Origin of the sequence: Kordia jejudonensis (genome assembly GCF_001005315.1) — a bacterium.
Classification (GTDB): Bacteria; Bacteroidota; Bacteroidia; order Flavobacteriales; family Flavobacteriaceae; genus Kordia; species Kordia jejudonensis.
The window spans coordinates 62,125-81,479 of the sequence record NZ_LBMG01000025.1 but is presented as its reverse complement, the minus strand read 5'-3'; the positions used below and the strand labels follow the sequence as shown (position 1 = coordinate 81,479).

Here is a 19,355-nt window from a genome sequence, read left to right as displayed (position 1 = left end):
ACTTCTAAGAATCTATCCATCTAAACCATCAAACTATTGTTTTTCTAACTTCTTTTTTTCATTCACAACAGGCTGTGCAACCAACTTTTTCTTTTGAGATACTTTTTCTTTTTTTGGAGGAATTGCTTTTGCTTTTGAGACAGTTTTGTCTTTTTCTTCGTCAGAATCGTTTTCTTCTTCCAACGGATCCATTGCATTATTGACACCGCGAATTACAGGCAACACAATATTGTTATCATCTTCATCAAAAATGTCATCCTTAGTATACATACGTTCATCGCCACGCCAAATAAAACCGCGCAGTTTACGAGCGTTTTTTGGTAAATCTTTGTCTGGATAAATAACGCCATCAGGTCGTGTAAAAAAGGTAATATCTTCTATTTGATTGTTATTGAGTTTCAAGTTAATGGCACTACAAATGGTTTTGTCAATTCCAATAAATTCATTTGCATCATTGTACATAAAGTAGACAACTTCGGTGTTTTTGACAACATCGACTTCATACAATTTGTTGTCTTCAAACTTTCCATACAAGTTTTTTCCTTTCACTTGATTGTATCCTTCGCCAAGCGTATCTTTTTGTACAATAAAAGAATTATTGATCACCTTTAACGAGTCTAATTTTTCAGTTTTCACATTGGAAATTAAGAAAATAGTATCGCCCGTCATTTGACTGTCGCCATTCCATAGAATAGGTTTACGCAACATTTTGGTAATTCCAGATTTGTTATCTGCAAAAAGTGAATCGCACTTTCCGCTCATATCTGTTTTAAAAAACTTTACATTATTATACGCACGAATTACTCTGCTTTCTGGTGGTCCAGTAACCAACAAACGATCTCCGTGAATGTACATGGAGTCTGTTTCTACCAAACTAATCGCGACGGCTCGTTTGGTAATATATGCGGAATCTTTTGCTTTGTACACTTCGCCATAATGACCTTTTAAGATCATATTATTAATGGTGTCCGTAATTTTTATATTGTTGGTGGCGGAAGCAAATTCGGTACTTTTTTCAAAGTATAAACTATCTCCATTGATAATTCGGTTGTCATAATCAATCCGTGATTCTTTTACAAAATAGCCTTTTTCAGTAATCGTATTGTAAAATCCACGTTTGCAAAATATAGTATATTCTTCCCCTTTTATGGTAGAAGGTCCGTACATATAGGCATGTTTTGAATCTGTGTAATAATCTAATTGTGCCGAATTGACCGTGTATTCAGGATTCACAATTTCTACATCTTTTAGAAACTGATATTTATTTTTTGGCATAAAATAGCGACCTTCAATACTTGTTAGCGTTGTAGCACTATCTTTTACAACTCCTTTGGTGGTAAAATAGGCTTCTTGCAGATTTCTATCAAAATACAACGTATCTGTAGTAAGCGTCATATCTGTATTTTGCAATCGTACATTCCGTTTGGAAACAGCTAATTTTGTATCGCCATCGTATTCAATATATTCGCTTGTCATTTCCACTGAATCGCCCTGTTGAATAAACACATTTCCATAAGCTTTTACCCAGTTTCTATCTTGAAAAAGCACAGCTCTATCACACCACATGTCCATTCCTTCGTGTTCAAAACGAACTTGACCTGTTTTGGTTTTAGAAAATATCTTAGCACCAGGAAATTTATTTTCATCCACTTTCAAATCGCCACCATAAATAATTTTGATGACAGTTTCTCCATTTTTGGAAGTCGGATTTTGCCCAAATGCGATCTGTACTAAGAAAAATAAGATGAATATTTTTTTCATATAAATGTTACGCTAGTATCTGTAATCATAATTATTTTTTAAATATACTATGATTAAAAATTCGCTCAAAAATAAACTTTTTTGCTAGTAATGTTTGAAATTTGTGATTTTTTAACTTCGTAGACGTTGCATGAGTTATAGTTGACAACGAAATTGCATAAAGATTGTGTGAATATATTTTTATGAGGAAACTTCAAAATATTTCTATTTTTTAACTGGTAATTAGTTGTTGTGTTAACTTGAAAATCGAATAGCAAATCACTGAAAATCATGTTGTTTTGTAATTCTTCACTCACAATTTAATGTTAAAACCTTTAAAATTGTAAAATTATGTATGTAACATTATAGGTTGTTTTCAAACATATGAAGTAATCAAAACCAAAATTATGAAAAAATACATTCTTCTCTTTGGACTCGCTTTTATCGTGAGTCTAGGCAGTTCGTATCAAGCAACTGCGCAATCAAAACAAAGTATTCAGAACGATAGTAAAATCACTACGGTAGATGGAAATGAGATTCCAACCGATCCTAATGTGAAAATTGGAAAACTTTCAAATGGATTAACGTATTACATCCGAAATAACGGAAAACCTGAAAACAAAGTTGAATTACGTTTGGTAGTCAATGCAGGTTCTATTTTAGAAGATAACGATCAACTAGGATTGGCGCATTTTATGGAGCATATGAACTTCAACGGAACGAAAAATTTTAAAAAGAACGAACTTGTAGATTACCTACAAAGTATTGGAGTAAAATTTGGCGCACATTTAAACGCGTATACCAGTTTTGATGAAACGGTGTACATTTTACCAATTCCAAGTGATGATCCAGAAAAACTTGAAAAAGGATTTCAAATTATTGAAGATTGGGCGCACAATGCTTTACTAACCGAAGAAGAAATTGACAATGAAAGAGGTGTCGTTTTAGAAGAATATCGTTTAGGAAAAGGAGCTAACGAACGCATGCTTCAAAAATACTTGCCTAAAATAATGTACGGTTCTAAATATGCTGAACGCTTGCCAATTGGAACAAAAGAAAACTTAGAAAACTTTACATACGAAAGCTTACGCAGATTTTACAACGATTGGTATCGTCCAGATTTAATGGCAGTTATTGCTATTGGTGATGTTGATGTTGCTGTGTTAGAAGAAAAAATAAAATCGCACTTTGGCAAGATTCCAGCAGCTGAAAATCCAAGAGAAAGAGTGACACATGATGTAAAAAACCATGATGAAACGTTTGTTGCCATTGAAACCGACAAAGAAGCGTCATTTACGCAAGTACAAGTGATGTTTAAAGATTTGGGAACTTCAAAAAAAATGAAAACTACAGATGATTACAGAAATCAAGTAATCAAAGGATTATTTTCTCAAATGATCAACAATCGTTTGGGCGAATTGGCAGAAGCCGAAAATCCACCATTTGTATTTGGTTCAAGCTTTCATGGCGGAACATGGGCGCGTACCAAAGAAGCATATCAATCGATGGCAATGTCTGCGGCAGATGGACAATTGACAGCTTTATCTACCTTATTAGAAGAAAATGAACGTGTTCGTAAATATGGTTTTGGAAAAGGAGAATTTGAACGTGCTAAAAAAAGTGTCATTGCACGACTTGAAAAAGCATATAAAGATAGAACAAAGGTAGAATCAAGCAGATATGCTGGACAATACATACGAAACTTCTTGTCAGGAAGTCCAATTCCAGGTGTAGAATGGTCGTATAATTTCTATAAAGAAGAATTGCCAAAAATACAATTGGAAGAAGTCAATACACTCATCAACGAATATTTACGCGATACCAATAGAGTAATCGTGTTGACAGGTCCTGAAAAAGAAGACACGCCAAAAATCACAGAAGCGGAAGTTTTAGCTGTAGTGAACAACGTAAAATCTAAAGAAATAAAGCCTTATGAAGACACTGAAGTTGCAAGTTCTTTAATCTCAAATCTTCCGCCAGCAGGAACAATTGTAAGCAGAACAACGAATGATGAAATTGGTGTAACGACTTTAACGCTAAGTAACGGCGCAAAAATCACGTACAAGAAAACAGACTTCAAAAATGATGAAGTATTATTTTCAGCTTTCAGTTTTGGCGGTTCGTCATTATATTCTGATGAAGAATTTAAAGCCATTGGTTTTGCAAATCAAGGATTAGCGCAAGCTGGTGTCAATGGATTTTCAAAAGTAGACATTCAAAAAATGATGTCAGGAAAAATTGCACGTGTAACTCCTTATATTGGTTCGTATCGAGAAGGATTTAACGGAAGTGCTACTCCAAAAGATTTGGAAGAACTATTTCAAATGACACATTTATACTTTACAAAATTGAACAAAGACGAAAAGGCGTACAATTCGTATGTTTCAAAACAAAAAGGATTCTTAACCAACATCATGAAAAGTCCACAATTTTACTTTCAGTTTAAAATGGGAGAATTTATGAATGGCAAAAATCCAAGATATCAAGGTTTTCCAACACCTGAAATGATGGATGCAAGCGATTACGATTTAGCATATGAAAAATACCAAGAACGTTTTGCTGATGCGGGCGATTTCAATTTTTACTTTGTGGGGAATGTTGACGAGGAAAAATTAGAAGCATTTGCAACTAAATATTTGGCAAGTTTACCAGGGAAAAACTCAAACGAGCAACCAAAACTATCTTCATTCCGACCATTAACTGGAAAACATAAAAAAGTAATCGAAAAAGGAGAAGATCCAAAAAGTTCGGTGCAAATTGTATTCAATGGAGAAACTACCTATGATGGGAAAGAAGCAAGAGCCATGCAATTTTTAGGAGAAATTCTAAGCATTAAACTCATTGAAAAATTACGCGAACAAGAAGGTGGCGTTTATGGTGCAGGCGCTAATGGAAGCATGCGTTCGTATCCGTATGGTTGGTACAGTTTGCGAATTTCGTTTCCATGTGGACCTGAAAATGTTGACAAATTAACAACTGCGGCATTGGCAGAATTGCAAGCGATTATTGACAATGGACCTACCGAAAAAGATGTAAACAAAGTAAAAGAATCGAACTTGTTGGAAAACAAAGAAGATATAAAAAAGAACAACTTTTGGTTACGTTACTTATCCAACTCCGATTACATGAACAGAGATGTAAACAGAATTTTAAAATTTGAAGCATCTGTCAATGAAATTACGGCAGCTGACATTCAAAAAGTAGCTAAAAAATACGCAAATGGCGATTATATTTTAGGAATTCATAATCCTGAGAAATAGAAGTCTATAAACCATGAAAACCGCTTGGAAATTTCTAAGCGGTTTTTTTATGCTTCGTTTTAACGAAACATTATCATGTTTGTTAATAATTTTCATTTCATTAACTCAATAATAATTGTATTTTTATCGCTTAAAATCCTCAAACAAAACATGGGCAAAATAATTGCTATAGCAAATCAAAAAGGTGGCGTAGGAAAAACTACAACATCTGTAAATTTAGCAGCATCTTTAGGCGTTCTGGAAAAGAAAGTTTTATTGATTGATGCTGATCCGCAGGCAAACGCAACTTCTGGTTTAGGAATTGACGTGGAAGCTGTAGAAAAAGGAACCTACCAAGTATTAGAGCATACCGCAAACGCAGCCGATGTAGTTGTAGAAACAAGTTCACCAAATTTGAGCATCATTCCAGCACATATCGATTTGGTAGCCATTGAAATAGAATTGGTCGACAAAGATCAACGTGAATATATGTTGCGAAAAGCACTCAAACCCATCAAAGATCAATACGATTATATTTTGATAGATTGTGCGCCGTCGTTAGGATTGCTAACATTAAACGCATTGACAGCCGCTGATGCAGTGATGATTCCGATACAATGTGAATATTTCGCGTTAGAAGGTTTAGGAAAACTATTAAACACTATAAAAAGTGTTCAAAAAATACACAATCCTGCATTAGATATTGAAGGATTATTACTGACCATGTACGATTCGCGCTTACGCTTATCAAATCAAGTGGTAGAAGAAGTACAAAAACATTTCAATGATATGGTTTTTTCAACCATCATTCAACGAAATGTACGATTGAGCGAAGCACCAAGTTATGGCGAAAGTATCATTAACTATGACGCAGGAAGCAAAGGTGCAAGCAATTATTTAAGTTTAGCACACGAAGTGATTAAAAAAAATAGTGGGAAATAAGATTTATGGCGAAGGCAACAAAAAAACAAGCTCTAGGAAGAGGATTGTCCGCATTACTAAAAGATCCTGAAAATGATATTTCATCAGTTTCGGATAAAAATGCTGACAAAGTCGTTGGAAATATAGTAGAATTAGTAATTGATACGATTGAAGTAAATCCGTTTCAACCACGAACCAATTTCAATGAAGAAACATTGCGCGAATTGGCTTCTTCTATCAAAGAATTAGGCGTTATTCAGCCTATAACGGTTCGTAAACTAGGATTTGAAAAATACCAATTGGTTTCTGGAGAGCGCCGTTACAGAGCTTCCAAATTAATAGGTTTAGAAACAATTCCTGCCTACGTGCGAATTGCAAACGATCAAGAATCGTTGGAAATGGCATTGGTAGAAAACATTCAACGTTCTGACCTAGATCCAATAGAAATTGCATTATCATACCAACGTTTAATTGACGAAATTAGCCTAACACAAGAAGAAATGAGTCAGCGTGTTGGAAAAAAACGTTCTACCATTGCAAACTATTTACGTTTACTAAAACTCGATCCTATTGTACAAACAGGCATGCGTGATGGTTTTTTAAGTATGGGACACGGACGTACGTTGGTAAATGTTGAAAATACAAACGATCAATTAGAAATCTATGAGATGATTTTGACCAAATCATTATCTGTTCGTGAAACAGAAGAATTGGTGAAAAATTATAAAAAAGAGCATACCATTGAAGCGCCAAAAAAAGAAACTTCGGATGTTCCAAAATATATCAAAAAAGGAATTCGCGATTTCTCAGAATATTTTGGACACAATGTAGATGTCAAACTAAGCGCTAATGGAAAAGGAAAAATAACCATTCCATTTCATTCCGAACAAGATTTTGCACGAATCAAAAAATTACTGAAAAGTGGGAAATAAAATCATCATATTACTCTGTTGCTTATGTTTTGTAACCAATACATGGTCGCAAACAGAAGAAGAGAAGAAACCTGAAAAAACAGAGGAAAAAACAAATACAGCAGAAGAAGCGCCTTTAAAAATTGAAAATGCAACCGTTGTGGAGGAAAAAAAAGGCATCGATCCGTTGTCACCTTCAAGAGCAGCATTCTATTCGGCAATTTTGCCAGGGTTAGGACAAGCTTACAATAAAAAGTATTGGAAAATTCCTATTGTATATGCAGCGATGGGAACAGGAATTTATTTCTACATCAGCAATAACAAGCAATACAATCGCTATCGAACGGCGTATAAACAGCGTTTGGCTGGTGTGAAAGATGAATTTAGCTTGTTGGTGCCAGATGAAAACGCGCTGATTGACGCACAAGAATTTTACCAACGAAACAGAGATTTATCACTATTACTCACGGTTGTTGCGTATGTGTTAAATATTGTAGATGCCAATGTTGACGCGCATTTATTACAATTTAACGTAAGTGACGATTTATCGTTTCGTCCACACATTGATCAAAATGAAATTGATTTCAATCGAAATTTAGGTTTGACATTAAATTTCAAATTTTAGCGCACTTCACGTAGATTCAAAAAAGTATACTTATGAATATTGCATTGCTCGGTTATGGTAGAATGGGGAAGGAGATTGAAAAAATCGCACTACAGCGTGGACATACAATCATTCATAAAATAGCGAAAGACATTGAAAACTATGACTTCACTACGGTAGATGTTGCCATAGATTTTAGCATTCCATCTGCGGCTTTTCAAAATATATCACATTGTATTTTACATCAAATTCCTGTCATTTCAGGAACGACAGGTTGGTTAGATCGTTATGAAGAAATTGTTTCGCTGTGTAAAACTGAAAAAGGAGCATTCATATATGCATCAAATTTTAGTTTAGGTGTCAATATTTTCTTTGAGATGAATGCCTACTTGGCAAAAATGATGTCGCAATTGGAAGATTATAAGGTGAATATTGAAGAAATTCATCATACCAAAAAGCTTGATGCACCAAGTGGTACGGCAATTACATTGGCAGAAGGAATCATTCAAAATACACACTATACCGATTGGAAACTTGCAGAAACGACAAAGGAAACTGAAATTCCAATCGTAGCAAAACGAATTCCTGAAGTACCTGGAACACATCAAATTACCTATAGTTCTTCCATTGATACGATTGCTATTCAGCACGAAGCGCACAATCGTCAAGGATTTGCTTTGGGTGCAGTTGTAGCAGCAGAATGGATTCAACATAAAGAAGGTGTTTACACAATGAAAGACGTGTTAAACATTTAATAAACATAAAAATAGATTAATTTTCACAGTATATATTTGTGAATAACCAACAAGATTCAGTATTTATGCACTACTGAATTACAAAAAATACAACAAATGACCTTTACGCAAGCATTATTACTATTTTTCTTATTCGTTCAAGTTGTTCATTTCTTAGGAACGTGGAAGCTCTACATTAAAGCAGGAAGAAAAGCTTGGGAAGCAGCAGTTCCAATATACAACGCGTATGTATTGATGCAAATTATCAACAGACCAAAAGAATGGTATTGGGTAATTTTGTTATTCATTCCGATCATTAACTTGATTGTATTTCCAGTACTTTGGGTAGAAACAATTCGTAGTTTCGGACGTACAGAACGTTATGAAACTATTGCAGTTGTCGTCACTTTAGGTTTTTATATTTATTATGTAAACTACATGTTAGATGTGGAATATGTAGAAGATAGAAGCTTAAAGCCAAGAACTTCAGCAGGCGAGTGGATTGCCTCTATACTTTTTGCAGTTGTTGCAGCAACATTAGTACATACGTATGTGATGCAACCATTTGTAATTCCATCTTCATCTTTAGAAAAAACCTTATTAGTGGGCGATTTCTTATTTGTGAGTAAAATACATTACGGAGCAAGAACGCCAATGACAGCTGTTGCCGCGCCAATGGTACACGATGCCATTCCATTTATAGGATTAAAATCATACATGTCTAAACCACAATTGCCATACTTTAGATTCCCAGGATTTGAAGCGATTGAGCGAAATGATATCGTGGTATTCAACTGGCCGGCGGATACGTTAAGTGTTATAGATGATGCAAATAGTCCAACATTATACAAACCGTTAGACAAACGATCGAACTATGTAAAACGTTGTGTAGGTTTACCAGGCGATAAGTTAGAAGTGCGTGATGGATTTGTGTATACAAACGGAATTCAAAACGATTTGCCAGATAGAGCCAAGTTGCAGTTTAAATATATTGTACGTACAAAGGGACAAGGTTTTAATGCGCAATATCTACACGATCGTTATGATATTACAGATGCATTTGGACCGTCTTCTGATAATCCAAATGTATATATATTCTTTGGTTTAACGGAAACCACTGCGGAAGAACTTAAAAATCATCCAAATGTAAGGACTGTCGAAAAATATCTTGAACCAAAAGATTTGAGAGATGTATCTGTATTTCCTCATGCTAAAAATTATGAGTGGAATAATTACAACTTTGGTCCACTAAACATTCCTGCAAAAGGTACTACAGTTAACTTAACAAAGGAAAACTTACCATTATACAAACGCGCGATTTCTGAATACGAAGGACAAAATCTGAAAGTAGAAGGCGATCAAATTTTAATTGACGGAAAAGTGGTAACTTCATATACCTTCAATCAAGATTATTACTGGATGATGGGAGACAACAGAGGAAATTCGCAAGATTCTAGAAGTTGGGGATTTGTACCGTTTGATCACGTTTTAGGAAAGCCAGTATTCGTTTGGTTTAGTTGGGATACAAAAGCTACTGGACTTAACAAAATACGTTGGAATCGACTATTTACAACTGTTAGTGGAGAAGGCGCGCCCGTTTCATACTTTAAATATTTCTTAATCTTATTAGCTGGTTGGTTTGTGTTCAATCACTTTAGAAAGAAAAAGAAAGCAGCAGCTAAATAAATATTTAATGTGAAAATATAGCAATGTAGCAATGTGTTAATTTGATAATTTGACGATTTGTTAATATAGTTCATTTGATACTTTATTACTGAAAAAGAATCTTCATAATTCATAATTCATAATTCATAATTCATAATTCATAATTCATAATTCATAATTCATAATTCATAATTCATAATTCATAATTCATAATTCAAAAATTGAAAACCATTCTCCATCCAACATATTTCCCAAGTATTTCGCATTATGTAGTTTTTGCGAAAGCGGAAGCGATTGTATTTGAAATGGAAGACAATTTTCAGAAACAAACCTACCGAAATCGTACATATATATATGGCGCAAACGGAAAACTAATGTTGAATGTTCCGGTGCGACATTCTAAAAAAGACAAGAATCAAAAGTATAAAGATATCAGAATTGCAAATGAAACAGCTTGGCAACGTTTGCATTGGAAATCGTTAGAATCGGCATACAGAACCTCTCCCTTTTTTGAATATTACGAAGATGAATTGCGCTCATTATTCGAAAAGCGTTATGAGTTTTTAATGGATGTAAATTTGGAAAGCTTTCAATTGATCAACGATTGTTTGCAGTTAGCTGTTAAAACGTCTAAAACCGATGCATATCTTCGGAATATTGTACAAATGAAAGATCATAGAAAATTAGTTGATGTAAAAAAAGAACCTGATTTTGGTTTTGAAACATATACCCAAGTATTTGAAGACAAACATGGTTACATTCCAAATTTGAGCATTTTAGACTTACTCTTCAATGAAGGCACCAACGCACTTAGCTATTTAGAGCAACAAACCATTTTATAATGCTTCGGACGATTGTACATTACGGATTGCATTTTATTTTCCCGTTACTCATTGCGTTATTTATCTACCGTAAGCAATGGAAAACTACGTATTTTATATTTGTATTAGTCATGCTTATTGATCTTGATCATTTGTTGGTAACTCCAATATTTGATCCAAATCGTTGTAGTATCAACTTTCATCCATTGCATACCTATTATGCTATGGCTGTGTATGTAGGATTTTTATTTTTCAACAAAACACGTGTTTTAGGCATAGGTTTGTTACTTCACATTTTAGCAGATACGGTAGATTGTTGGATGATGTAGATTGAAAATAGATCGCTACGCTGTTAGATGTTAGATCGCTGGCGCTGTTAGATGTTAGATCGCTGACGCTGTTAGATGTTAGATCGCTGACGCTGTTAGATGTTAGACTTTTGTTAGGTATTAATTACACCATTCTGAACTTGATTCATATTTTAGTAGAAAAATGGAGATAGCTACGCTGTTAGATGTTAGACCGCTTACGCTGTTAGAATTTAGACTTTTATTTGGTACTATTTACGTCATTCTGAACTTGATTCAGAATCTCACAAACAAAAAAAATATCGATCAAACCTTTAAAAGATTTGATCGATAGTATGTTACACAAATTTAAATTATACCAATTTTATAATTTAATTGGTATTAACGATTAATGATAAGTACTTCCGCAACACGTGTTGCCCTGAGTGCAACATTTTGATTTACAATAGCGGAAGCTCGTAACCAATTCGTTTGTGTAATAAGCGCCTCCTAAAGCAGCTTCATTTTGAAACTTCGAAATTGATTTTTTGTTTAGTGCTAGTAATGTAGCTTTCTTTTTCATAATGTGATTATTTAATTGTTTATACAACGAAAGAATGAAATAATAGCAAACAGTAAGTAAACCCCGATAAATGATTACTTAAGAGAAAATGTATAGGGTAACAAGAAAATTAGTGCAGATATACATTGTACATGATTTTGTCTACCTTTCTAGGTACGATGCTTATTTTCAATCAGTATAGAAAATTGAATCCAGTCCGATTTATCGGGCATATTACTTTGTACGTAGTCTTATTTCTTAAAACATGCCACAAAATCTTGGTTCTGTAATGCACGCTTCGTACGTAACAGTACAATCTTGATAGTATTTAGATGAGCAGCATCTTGTTTTACAATAGCCTATACTTGTTAAATACCCGAAATTTTCAGCATTTCCACCTGAAATAGCAGTGTTTTGAAGTTTTGAAATAGACTTTTTGTTTAGCGGTAATAATGTAGTTTTTTTCTTTTTCATAACAGTGGTTTTAATTGTTTATGAGTCAAAAGAATGAAAAAGAAATAGGCACAAAGTGAAATCCGATAAAAGATTACTTGCCTGATTTTACAAACGTTGTAAGAAAAATAAGTGCTTAATTACGTGTTTGGAATGCTACGTTGTACAGTATAAAAGTAAGAACTAGTAAAATCCGATAAAACGTTACTAGCGTTTATAATTAGTAAATAGCGTATCTTTTTTTTGAATAAAAAGCAGAATGAATTGACAAATCCATAAAAAGTTATTTAACGTCAGTTCGATATAAAAGTCAAGAGTATTTTTTAACTTTTCCGCAGTATAGCAGAGATTTTTCGTTAAAAATTTTCGAATCCTTGGAGAAAATTTAGAAAAATCTATGCGGTTTTAGTTTTTTTCCAAAAAGAAAAACTAAAAATACCTCTGGAAATGTTTACATTCATGAATACCATAATTTAAAATATAAATGACATGAGCTAAAAGCGCACTTTCTTTTGTTACTTTTCTTTGTGCGAGCAAAGACATCGAAGATTCACGAATTCTTATTTAATAAAATAGAAAACATATGAGCTAAATAGTAAATAATTAAATGAAAATCAAGTGTTTATTGATATTTCTAAATATGAGTTAGAAATTTTACTATAATAAACTTATATCTAACTCACGTTATTCACTTAAAGAAATGACACTTTTTATAGGAAAGTGATCAGAATAGTGTTGTGAGAAGGTTTGAAATTTATGAATGGTAAAATTTTCATCAGTCAAAATGAAATCAATTCGCATTGGAAAGAAAGGATAATCCAATGTTTTTCCAAAACCGCTTCCAGCTTCTACAAAAGCATCTTTCATAGTTCCTTTGATGGTTTTATATACGTTTGAGAATTGTGTATTGTTAAAATCGCCTAAAATAATTTTCTTGTACGGACAGTTTTTCCGATTCAACTCAAATAATTCCGCCTGCGATTGCTGCATTTTAAAAGTATTAGCCATACGTTTCAGCAAACGTTCTGAATTTTCTTGTGAAAACTCTTCTTCTTTCGGATTGATACGTAACGATTCCAAATGTAAGTTGTACACGCGAACAGTATCTTGTTGCAGTACAATATCAATATAAATTGCATTGTTTGGCGTATTTGGAAACTGCAAAGAACCTTTATGTATGATTGGAATTTTTGAGAAAATAGCTTGTCCCGTATTTTTATTTTTTCCTTTTAATGAAACATGTTTGTACGGATACGCTGTAAAATCGGCTTCTTGTTTCTTGTGAAATTCTTGAAACGCAATAACATCAGGCGATTCCGTTTGAACCAAATCTACAATTTTATCGTCTACATGCGCCTCTTTTATCCAATCGTAAATATTAAACAAGCGTACATTATAACTCATTACAGAGATTGAATGTTCCGCAGCTTCTGTTGTATTTCCTGAAAATTTATATAAAGAAGTCACATGCGAATAGCCAATAACCAACACGAAAAGTGAAAGGAGAAATTGTTTTCGCACATTCAAAATCCAATAAATCAAAAAGATAAAATTGATAATGATAAATACAGGCACTAACAAACTCAGTACTGAAAGAATTGGAAAACTTTTAGGAACAGCATAAGGTAAAATATACGAAAGTAGGAGTAATGCGGCGAATACCGAATTGAAGAAGAAGACAATTCTACCAAAAAAACCTAATTTTTTTTGCTGCTCAGCCATATATTAATTTTCCTTTCCTGCTTTGAACAGAAAATCTTTTTCTTCTTTGGTCAGACTTTCGTAACCCGACTTGCTAATTTTGTCTAAAATTCCATCAATTTTACGTTGTTTTTCGGTTGGCGATGAAACAGACGTTTGTGTAGAACGGCTTTTTTGCTTGTTTTTGTATACCGTTTTTAGCGGAGATTTCTTTTTTGGTGTAAAATAACTCACGAACATGTCCATAATTTTTTCAAATCCGCTACCAATATCGCTTCCTTTTTGCAGTCGCTTAGCATATATATATCCCAACAATGCACCGCCCAAATGCGAAATGAATCCACCTGCATTGGCGCCATCATTCATCGGAATTCTGATCAAATCTAAAATGACAAAAAATGCTCCGAGTTTCCATAATTCTAATCGGAATGTAAAAACTTGAATCATCATATTGGCACGAATCGTAGCAATAAAAATTAAGATTGCCATAATTGCGGCAGAAGCTCCAACCAAAGGCGGCGTACGTTCTATAAACGCTGGAAAAATGTTATAACTCAACAGGAAAAAACAACCACCAACAATAGCACCTAAAAAGTAGACATTTAGGAAACGTTTGGTGTTGTAAACGGATAAAAATAAACGTCCAATATAGTACAGCGCAATCATGTTAAACGCTAAATGTAGCAAATTGCCATGCAAAAATGAATAGCTCAGAATAGACCAAGGTTGCAAAAAGAAATCGCCAAATGTCTTTGGAAGATACAACCATCGTGAAATTAAATTACTCTTAAATAAGTATTCAAGTATATACAAACTTAAAAATATCGTCACGTTAATCGCAATCAACTTTCCGATAAATCCGAGTCGTGCATATCTATATTTTATATCATCCAATAATCCCATAGTTATCTATCCCAACGATTTTGATTAAATTGTGTTTTGTTCCAATACCACATCAATAAGAAGCCAAACAATGCGCCTCCTAAGTGAGCAAAATGGGCAATATTTCCACCGCCAAATAGTCCTGTACTTCCTGCAATTCCTGAAATAAAGTCATATACTAACAATCCTGGAATAAAGTATTTTGCTTTTATCGGAATAGGTATAAAAAGCATCATTAGTTCCATATTTGGATACAACATACCAAAGGCAACCAACACACCATACAACGCTCCTGAAGCTCCTAAAGCGGGAACTAAAAAGGATTCTACCATAGTATTAAATTGCGCATCGGTAAGTACATTTTTCCAATTGGGATTGTACATGCCTTCTTTAAGCAAATCTAAAATTTCTGTTTGACTAAATCCAGCTTCTACTAAAATATTCATGTTGCTGTACAAACCGTAATAATTTACCAATGTATGAACTAAAGCTGCGCCAACGCCTGTAATCATGTAAAAACATAGGAATTTTACTTTTCCCCAACGCATTTCTAGCGCCGAACCAAACATCCACAAACCAATCATATTGAAAAGAATGTGCATTGGACTCGAAACCGAATGCATAAACATGCTACTTACAGGCTGCCAAAATTTAAAGGTCGGATTTTCTGGAAAATACAGCGCAAAAAGTGAAACCAAGTCAATATTTCTTTCGGCTAACGCTAATGTAGCGATCCAAAATATAACATTGATGATAATTAAATGTTTTACCGTTTCCGTAATTCGCATCATAACTTATATAAATTTTTTGTCTAAATCATCTACGCTAAGAGTGATGAAAATGGTTCGTTGAAAAGGTGAAATCATAGGTTCTTTGCACGCAAAAAGATTATTTACCAATGCTTCTTGTTCTGCTATTTCTAATTTTTTTCCGGTGCGAATTGCCATGCTTTTTGCCAATGATTTTACCAAAACATCTGTTTGACTGAATCCTGTATCTGGAATTTCTCCCTGAAAATCGTTTAGCATTTGCTCAATGATAATTTGCAACTCACTTTCCGAAATATTTGATGGAATTCCAGAAAGTTCAATCGTTTCATCTGTGATCGCACTAAACATAAAGCCAATGTTTTCTAAACTTTCTTTGACTTCTTTTAGCAATGCAATTTCACTCGTTGAAAACGTAAACGTCACGGGAAATAACAATTGTTGACTTACGGCTTCGCTTACGGTTATATTTTTTAATAATTGCTCATACAATACACGTTGATGTGCTCGGTGTTGATCTATAATTACAATGCCTGATTTTATAGAACTTACAATGTATTTTCTGTGTAATTGATACGTTAAGGTTTCTCTTGGTTCATCATTTGTAAACAGTGAACTCGTTACTTCTTCCGATTCAAATTCGATATGTTCTCCAGAATATCGAGTTGTATCATTTTTAGAAGATTCTAAACCAACATACAAACTTTCCCAACCTTCTGTAGATTCTTTTTTAAAGTTCGTATATCGTGGTGCAGTTGCAGTATTTCCTGTACTTTTCTTTTCGTCTGCGAACGGATTAAAACTACGATCGACTTGAATATTTGGAACAGCCGCTTGTTTGTTTTTGTAATTGTATGGTGTGTCTAAATTTGCATCACGTTCAAAATCGAGCACAGGCGCAATATTAAATTGCCCCAAACTATGTTTTACCGTTGCGCGCAACATGGCGTACAACGAATGTTCATCGTCAAATTTTATTTCTGTTTTTGTAGGATGAATGTTGATATCAATCGTTTCAGGATTTACTTCTAAGTAGATAAAATAACTCGGTTGCATCTTTTCTTTCAGTAACCCTTCAAACGCTGCGTTAATGGCGTGATGTAAGTACGGACTTTTGATAAATCGGTTGTTGACAAAGAAAAATTGTTCGTTTCTGCTCTTCTTTGCAAATTCTGGCTTTCCGACAAAACCACTAATTTTTACAATGTCTGTATCTTCTTCAACAGGAACCAACTTTTCATTGGTTTTTCCTCCTAAAATATTAACGATCCGTTGTCGTACATTACTTTTCGGAAGATTAAAGAGTTCATTTCCATTATGATACAACACAAATGAAATATCTGGATGAGCTAAAGCCACACGTTGAAACTCATCAATAATGTGACGTAGTTCTACTGTGTCTGACTTTAAAAAGTTTCGTCGTGCGGGAATGTTATAAAACAGATTTTTTACTGCGATGGAAGTTCCTGTTGGTGTTGTTACTACTTCTTGCGTTACGACAGTACTTCCTTCAATTTTGATGCGTGTGCCAAGTTCGGCAGCTGCTTTTTTTGTTTGTAATTCTACATGGGCAATTGCGGCAATAGACGCCAAAGCTTCCCCACGGAATCCTTTCGTGCTTAAATTGAATAAATCTTCTGCGGCTTGAATTTTGGATGTTGCATGACGTTCAAAGGAAAGTCGCGCATCTGTTTCGCTCATTCCAAAGCCATTGTCAATCACATGTATAAGAGTTTTTCCAGCTTCTTTTACAATAAGTTTTAGTTCTGAAGCTTTTGCATCAATCGCGTTTTCAAGTAGTTCTTTTACCACTGATGCAGGGCGCTGTACTACTTCTCCTGCGGCAATTTGGTTTGCAACATGATCGGGTAAAAGCCTTATTATGTCTGCCATGTATTATTTTCTAGTAAAAATTGATAGGTCGAAATCAAGAAAATAGAGGGCGATAAAAACGAGTACTGCAAATATGATCACTAAACGTATAGATACTTCTGCATTTTTTTTAGTTCTACTTGCTTTTCCTGCCTCTTCCCAAGCTTTTCTATACTTAGCAAAATTATTTTCAGGTAATTGACGTTCTGCCTCACGTTCGTAATATTGAGGTATGTAATTGAATGTTCTATTTTTTCGAGATTTAAAGAAGCCACCTAACATAATAATTGCTATTTTAAGTTTATATCAAAGTTACCTAAAAAGTAAACAAAAACCATTCCTAAAGCTATAAAAATTGTTAAAATGATGTTGAGGAAAATTAAAAAAAGCTCCCATTTGGAAGCTTTTTTCGTGATTATCTGTGTATTGTTTGTGTTCTATCGGGTCCGACAGACACAATTTTAATCGGTATTTCGAGTGCTTTTTCTAAGAAATCAATGTAATCGTTGAGTTCTTTTGGAAATTGTGAAGGATCTGTCATTTTCGTCAAATCTTCTTTCCATCCTTTGAAATCTGTATAGATTGGCTCTATATTTTCAGGTTCAATATTGTATGGAAGATGTGAAATTGTTTCTCCTTTGTATTTATATGCGGTACATACTTTTAGCGTTTTAAACCCTGAAAGTACATCGCCTTTCATCATCATTAATTGTGTGACACCATTTACTTGTGCGGTGTATTTTAAGGCAACTAAATCTAACCATCCGCAACGTCTTGGTCTTCCAGTTACGGCACCAAATTCGTGTCCAATACGCGCCATATCGGCACCAACTTCATCAAATAATTCTGTTGGAAACGGACCTGAACCTACGCGAGTCGTATAGGCTTTGAAAATTCCGAAAACTTCTTTTATCTTGTTAGGTGCAACGCCTAAACCTGTACATGCGCCAGCCGCTGTTGTGGTAGAAGAAGTTACAAACGGATACGTTCCGAAATCGATATCTAGTAACGAACCTTGCGCACCTTCGGCTAAAATAGTTTTTCCACCTTTTTGTGCTTGGTGTAAATATTCTTCACTATCAATGAATTGCAATGATTTCAAGACTTCTACCGCTTCAAAGAATTCAGCTTCCATTTCTTTTAAATCGTACTGAACATCTACGTTGTAGAAATTAATCATGGCTTCGTGCTTGTTTGTCAGCGCACGATATTTTTCTTTCCAATTATCTAATTCTAAGTCTCCAACGCGAATTCCGTTTCTTCCCGTTTTATCCATATATGTGGGTCCAATACCTTTTAGTGTAGAACCAATTTTAGCTTTTCCTTTGGATGCTTCCGAAGCTGCATCTAATAAGCGATGTGTTGGAAGAATAAGGTGCGCTTTTCTAGAAATGATCAATTTGGTTTTAATATCCATATTAAACTGTGCCAAACCGTCTAATTCTTTTTTAAAGACTACAGGATCGATCACGACGCCATTTCCGATAACGTTTGTGGCATTTTCATGAAAAATTCCTGAAGGAATGGTGCGGAGTACGTGTTTAATTCCGTCAAATTCTAATGTATGTCCTGCGTTTGGTCCACCTTGAAAACGAGCAATAATATCGTAGTTGGCGGTAAGAACGTCAACAATTTTTCCTTTGCCTTCGTCTCCCCATTGAAGTCCGAGTAGTAAATCTACTGCCATTGTAGTTGTATAATTGAGTTAGTGTGTTGTTTGTTATTTGTCTTTTTTGGTAGCGTAGAAATAGAGTGAATGATTGTGTATGTCAATGTCAAATATTTCTTCGATGGTTTTTTTGATAATTTGAATTCGCGGGTCGCAAAATTCCATCACTTCTCCTGAATCTGTGAGGATGATATGATCGTGTTGTTTATCAAAATATGATTTTTCATAGTGCGCTTGGTTTTGTCCAAACTGATGTTTACGAACTAAGTTGCTTTCCAATAAAAGTTCTATAGTGTTGTACAGTGTTGCTCTGCTGACTCTATAGTTTTTATTTTTCATTTTAATGTACAAAGACTCGATATCGAAGTGTTCTTCGCTTTCGTATATTTCTTGAAGTATGGCAAAGCGTTCTGGAGTTTTTCGATGTCCGTTATCTTCTAAAAACTTTGTAAAAACGTTTTTTACAATATCTTGGTTATTTTCCTCCGTTTGTTGTTGCATCTTAGCTGAAGATTTAAGTGACAAAG

18 protein-coding genes are annotated in these 19,355 nt (G+C 34.3%); 8 read left to right on the top strand and 10 right to left on the bottom strand.

From position 1 onward, the window contains the following. Window positions 1-33 precede the first annotated feature (33 nt). The gene (locus tag AA089_RS13125; protein ID WP_046757412.1) at window positions 34-1,761 is read right to left on the bottom strand and encodes an OstA-like protein; all 1,728 of its coding nucleotides are present in this window, start codon (window positions 1,759-1,761) and stop codon (window positions 34-36) included. Window positions 1,762-2,147: 386 nt separating this feature from the next. On the opposite strand from AA089_RS13125, the gene AA089_RS13120 reads away from it, so the two are divergent. The 8 genes from AA089_RS13120 to AA089_RS13085 all read left to right on the top strand — a co-directional run bounded on the left by AA089_RS13120 (window position 2,148) and on the right by AA089_RS13085 (window position 10,964). Continuing rightward, the gene (locus AA089_RS13120) at window positions 2,148-5,000 is read left to right on the top strand and encodes a M16 family metallopeptidase (RefSeq protein WP_053002395.1); all 2,853 of its coding nucleotides are present in this window, start codon (window positions 2,148-2,150) and stop codon (window positions 4,998-5,000) included. Window positions 5,001-5,150: 150 nt separating this feature from the next. Continuing rightward, the gene (locus AA089_RS13115) at window positions 5,151-5,921 is read left to right on the top strand and encodes a ParA family protein (RefSeq protein WP_046757411.1); all 771 of its coding nucleotides are present in this window, start codon (window positions 5,151-5,153) and stop codon (window positions 5,919-5,921) included. Between the two features lie 5 nt (window positions 5,922-5,926). Further along, window positions 5,927-6,832: a ParB/RepB/Spo0J family partition protein gene (locus AA089_RS13110; RefSeq protein ID WP_046757410.1), complete on the top strand. Its 906-nt coding sequence runs from the start codon at window positions 5,927-5,929 to the stop codon at window positions 6,830-6,832. Continuing rightward, the gene (locus tag AA089_RS13105; RefSeq protein ID WP_046757409.1) at window positions 6,822-7,436 is read left to right on the top strand and encodes a DUF5683 domain-containing protein; all 615 of its coding nucleotides are present in this window, start codon (window positions 6,822-6,824) and stop codon (window positions 7,434-7,436) included. The genes AA089_RS13110 and AA089_RS13105 overlap by 11 nt, the downstream gene beginning before the upstream one ends. 32 nt (window positions 7,437-7,468) lie before the next feature. Beyond that, window positions 7,469-8,170 carry a 4-hydroxy-tetrahydrodipicolinate reductase gene (gene dapB / locus AA089_RS13100; RefSeq protein WP_046757408.1) on the top strand — a complete coding sequence of 234 codons (702 nt, stop codon included), beginning with the start codon at window positions 7,469-7,471 and terminating at the stop codon, window positions 8,168-8,170. Between the two features lie 96 nt (window positions 8,171-8,266). After that, a complete protein-coding gene (lepB, locus tag AA089_RS13095) occupies window positions 8,267-9,835 on the top strand; it encodes a signal peptidase I (RefSeq protein WP_046757407.1) in 1,569 nt (522 codons plus the stop codon). A 200-nt stretch (window positions 9,836-10,035) separates the two neighbouring features. Next, a complete protein-coding gene (locus AA089_RS13090) occupies window positions 10,036-10,656 on the top strand; it encodes a WbqC family protein (RefSeq protein ID WP_046757406.1) in 621 nt (206 codons plus the stop codon). Next, complete coding sequence (locus tag AA089_RS13085; protein WP_046757405.1) at window positions 10,656-10,964, top strand: DUF6122 family protein; 309 nt, start codon at window positions 10,656-10,658, stop codon at window positions 10,962-10,964. Before AA089_RS13090 ends, AA089_RS13085 begins: the two co-directional genes overlap by 1 nt. Window positions 10,965-11,331: 367 nt before the next feature. Here AA089_RS13085 and AA089_RS24770 read toward each other — a convergent pair whose 3' ends face one another. The 9 genes from AA089_RS24770 to AA089_RS13045 all read right to left on the bottom strand — a co-directional run bounded on the left by AA089_RS24770 (window position 11,332) and on the right by AA089_RS13045 (window position 19,329). Beyond that, a complete protein-coding gene (locus tag AA089_RS24770) occupies window positions 11,332-11,505 on the bottom strand; it encodes a hypothetical protein (RefSeq protein WP_156169003.1) in 174 nt (57 codons plus the stop codon). A 237-nt stretch (window positions 11,506-11,742) separates the two neighbouring features. Next, window positions 11,743-11,958 (bottom strand): hypothetical protein, encoded by a 216-nt coding sequence (locus AA089_RS13080; protein WP_046757404.1) that lies wholly within the window; start codon window positions 11,956-11,958, stop codon window positions 11,743-11,745. 663 nt (window positions 11,959-12,621) lie between these two features. Beyond that, window positions 12,622-13,659 carry an endonuclease/exonuclease/phosphatase family protein gene (locus AA089_RS13075; RefSeq protein WP_046757403.1) on the bottom strand — a complete coding sequence of 346 codons (1,038 nt, stop codon included), beginning with the start codon at window positions 13,657-13,659 and terminating at the stop codon, window positions 12,622-12,624. A gap of 3 nt (window positions 13,660-13,662) precedes the next feature. Next, on the bottom strand, window positions 13,663-14,541 hold the full coding sequence (locus AA089_RS13070) for a rhomboid family intramembrane serine protease (RefSeq protein ID WP_046757402.1): 879 nt from the start codon (window positions 14,539-14,541) through the stop codon (window positions 13,663-13,665). Between the two features lie 2 nt (window positions 14,542-14,543). Beyond that, window positions 14,544-15,311 carry a rhomboid family intramembrane serine protease gene (locus tag AA089_RS13065; RefSeq protein WP_173427058.1) on the bottom strand — a complete coding sequence of 256 codons (768 nt, stop codon included), beginning with the start codon at window positions 15,309-15,311 and terminating at the stop codon, window positions 14,544-14,546. A gap of 3 nt (window positions 15,312-15,314) precedes the next feature. Then, window positions 15,315-17,180 carry a DNA mismatch repair endonuclease MutL gene (mutL, locus tag AA089_RS13060; RefSeq protein ID WP_046757400.1) on the bottom strand — a complete coding sequence of 622 codons (1,866 nt, stop codon included), beginning with the start codon at window positions 17,178-17,180 and terminating at the stop codon, window positions 15,315-15,317. 3 nt (window positions 17,181-17,183) lie between these two features. After that, window positions 17,184-17,441 (bottom strand): hypothetical protein, encoded by a 258-nt coding sequence (locus AA089_RS13055; protein ID WP_046757399.1) that lies wholly within the window; start codon window positions 17,439-17,441, stop codon window positions 17,184-17,186. Between the two features lie 133 nt (window positions 17,442-17,574). Then, on the bottom strand, window positions 17,575-18,846 hold the full coding sequence (locus AA089_RS13050; protein ID WP_046757398.1) for an adenylosuccinate synthase: 1,272 nt from the start codon (window positions 18,844-18,846) through the stop codon (window positions 17,575-17,577). 33 nt (window positions 18,847-18,879) lie between these two features. Then, on the bottom strand, window positions 18,880-19,329 hold the full coding sequence (locus tag AA089_RS13045; protein WP_046757442.1) for a Fur family transcriptional regulator: 450 nt from the start codon (window positions 19,327-19,329) through the stop codon (window positions 18,880-18,882). Window positions 19,330-19,355 lie beyond the last annotated feature (26 nt).

Excerpts from the sequence above, each read along its gene's own strand:
- AA089_RS13080 (WP_046757404.1), bottom strand. The coding sequence starts at position 11,958 with ATGAAAAAGAAAAAAACTACATTATTACCGCTAAACAAAAAGTCTATT.
- AA089_RS13110 (WP_046757410.1), top strand. The coding sequence starts at position 5,927 with ATGGCGAAGGCAACAAAAAAACAAGCTCTAGGAAGAGGATTGTCCGCA.
- AA089_RS24770 (WP_156169003.1), bottom strand. The coding sequence starts at position 11,505 with ATGAAAAAGAAAGCTACATTACTAGCACTAAACAAAAAATCAATTTCG.
- AA089_RS13085 (WP_046757405.1), top strand. The coding sequence starts at position 10,656 with ATGCTTCGGACGATTGTACATTACGGATTGCATTTTATTTTCCCGTTA.
- AA089_RS13070 (WP_046757402.1), bottom strand. The coding sequence starts at position 14,541 with ATGGGATTATTGGATGATATAAAATATAGATATGCACGACTCGGATTT.
- lepB (WP_046757407.1), top strand. The coding sequence starts at position 8,267 with ATGACCTTTACGCAAGCATTATTACTATTTTTCTTATTCGTTCAAGTT.
- AA089_RS13120 (WP_053002395.1), top strand. The coding sequence starts at position 2,148 with ATGAAAAAATACATTCTTCTCTTTGGACTCGCTTTTATCGTGAGTCTA.
- AA089_RS13075 (WP_046757403.1), bottom strand. The coding sequence starts at position 13,659 with ATGGCTGAGCAGCAAAAAAAATTAGGTTTTTTTGGTAGAATTGTCTTC.
- AA089_RS13055 (WP_046757399.1), bottom strand. The coding sequence starts at position 17,441 with ATGTTAGGTGGCTTCTTTAAATCTCGAAAAAATAGAACATTCAATTAC.
- AA089_RS13125 (WP_046757412.1), bottom strand. The coding sequence starts at position 1,761 with ATGAAAAAAATATTCATCTTATTTTTCTTAGTACAGATCGCATTTGGG.
- AA089_RS13050 (WP_046757398.1), bottom strand. The coding sequence starts at position 18,846 with ATGGCAGTAGATTTACTACTCGGACTTCAATGGGGAGACGAAGGCAAA.
- AA089_RS13115 (WP_046757411.1), top strand. The coding sequence starts at position 5,151 with ATGGGCAAAATAATTGCTATAGCAAATCAAAAAGGTGGCGTAGGAAAA.
- dapB (WP_046757408.1), top strand. The coding sequence starts at position 7,469 with ATGAATATTGCATTGCTCGGTTATGGTAGAATGGGGAAGGAGATTGAA.
- AA089_RS13045 (WP_046757442.1), bottom strand. The coding sequence starts at position 19,329 with ATGCAACAACAAACGGAGGAAAATAACCAAGATATTGTAAAAAACGTT.
- AA089_RS13065 (WP_173427058.1), bottom strand. The coding sequence starts at position 15,311 with ATGATGCGAATTACGGAAACGGTAAAACATTTAATTATCATCAATGTT.
- mutL (WP_046757400.1), bottom strand. The coding sequence starts at position 17,180 with ATGGCAGACATAATAAGGCTTTTACCCGATCATGTTGCAAACCAAATT.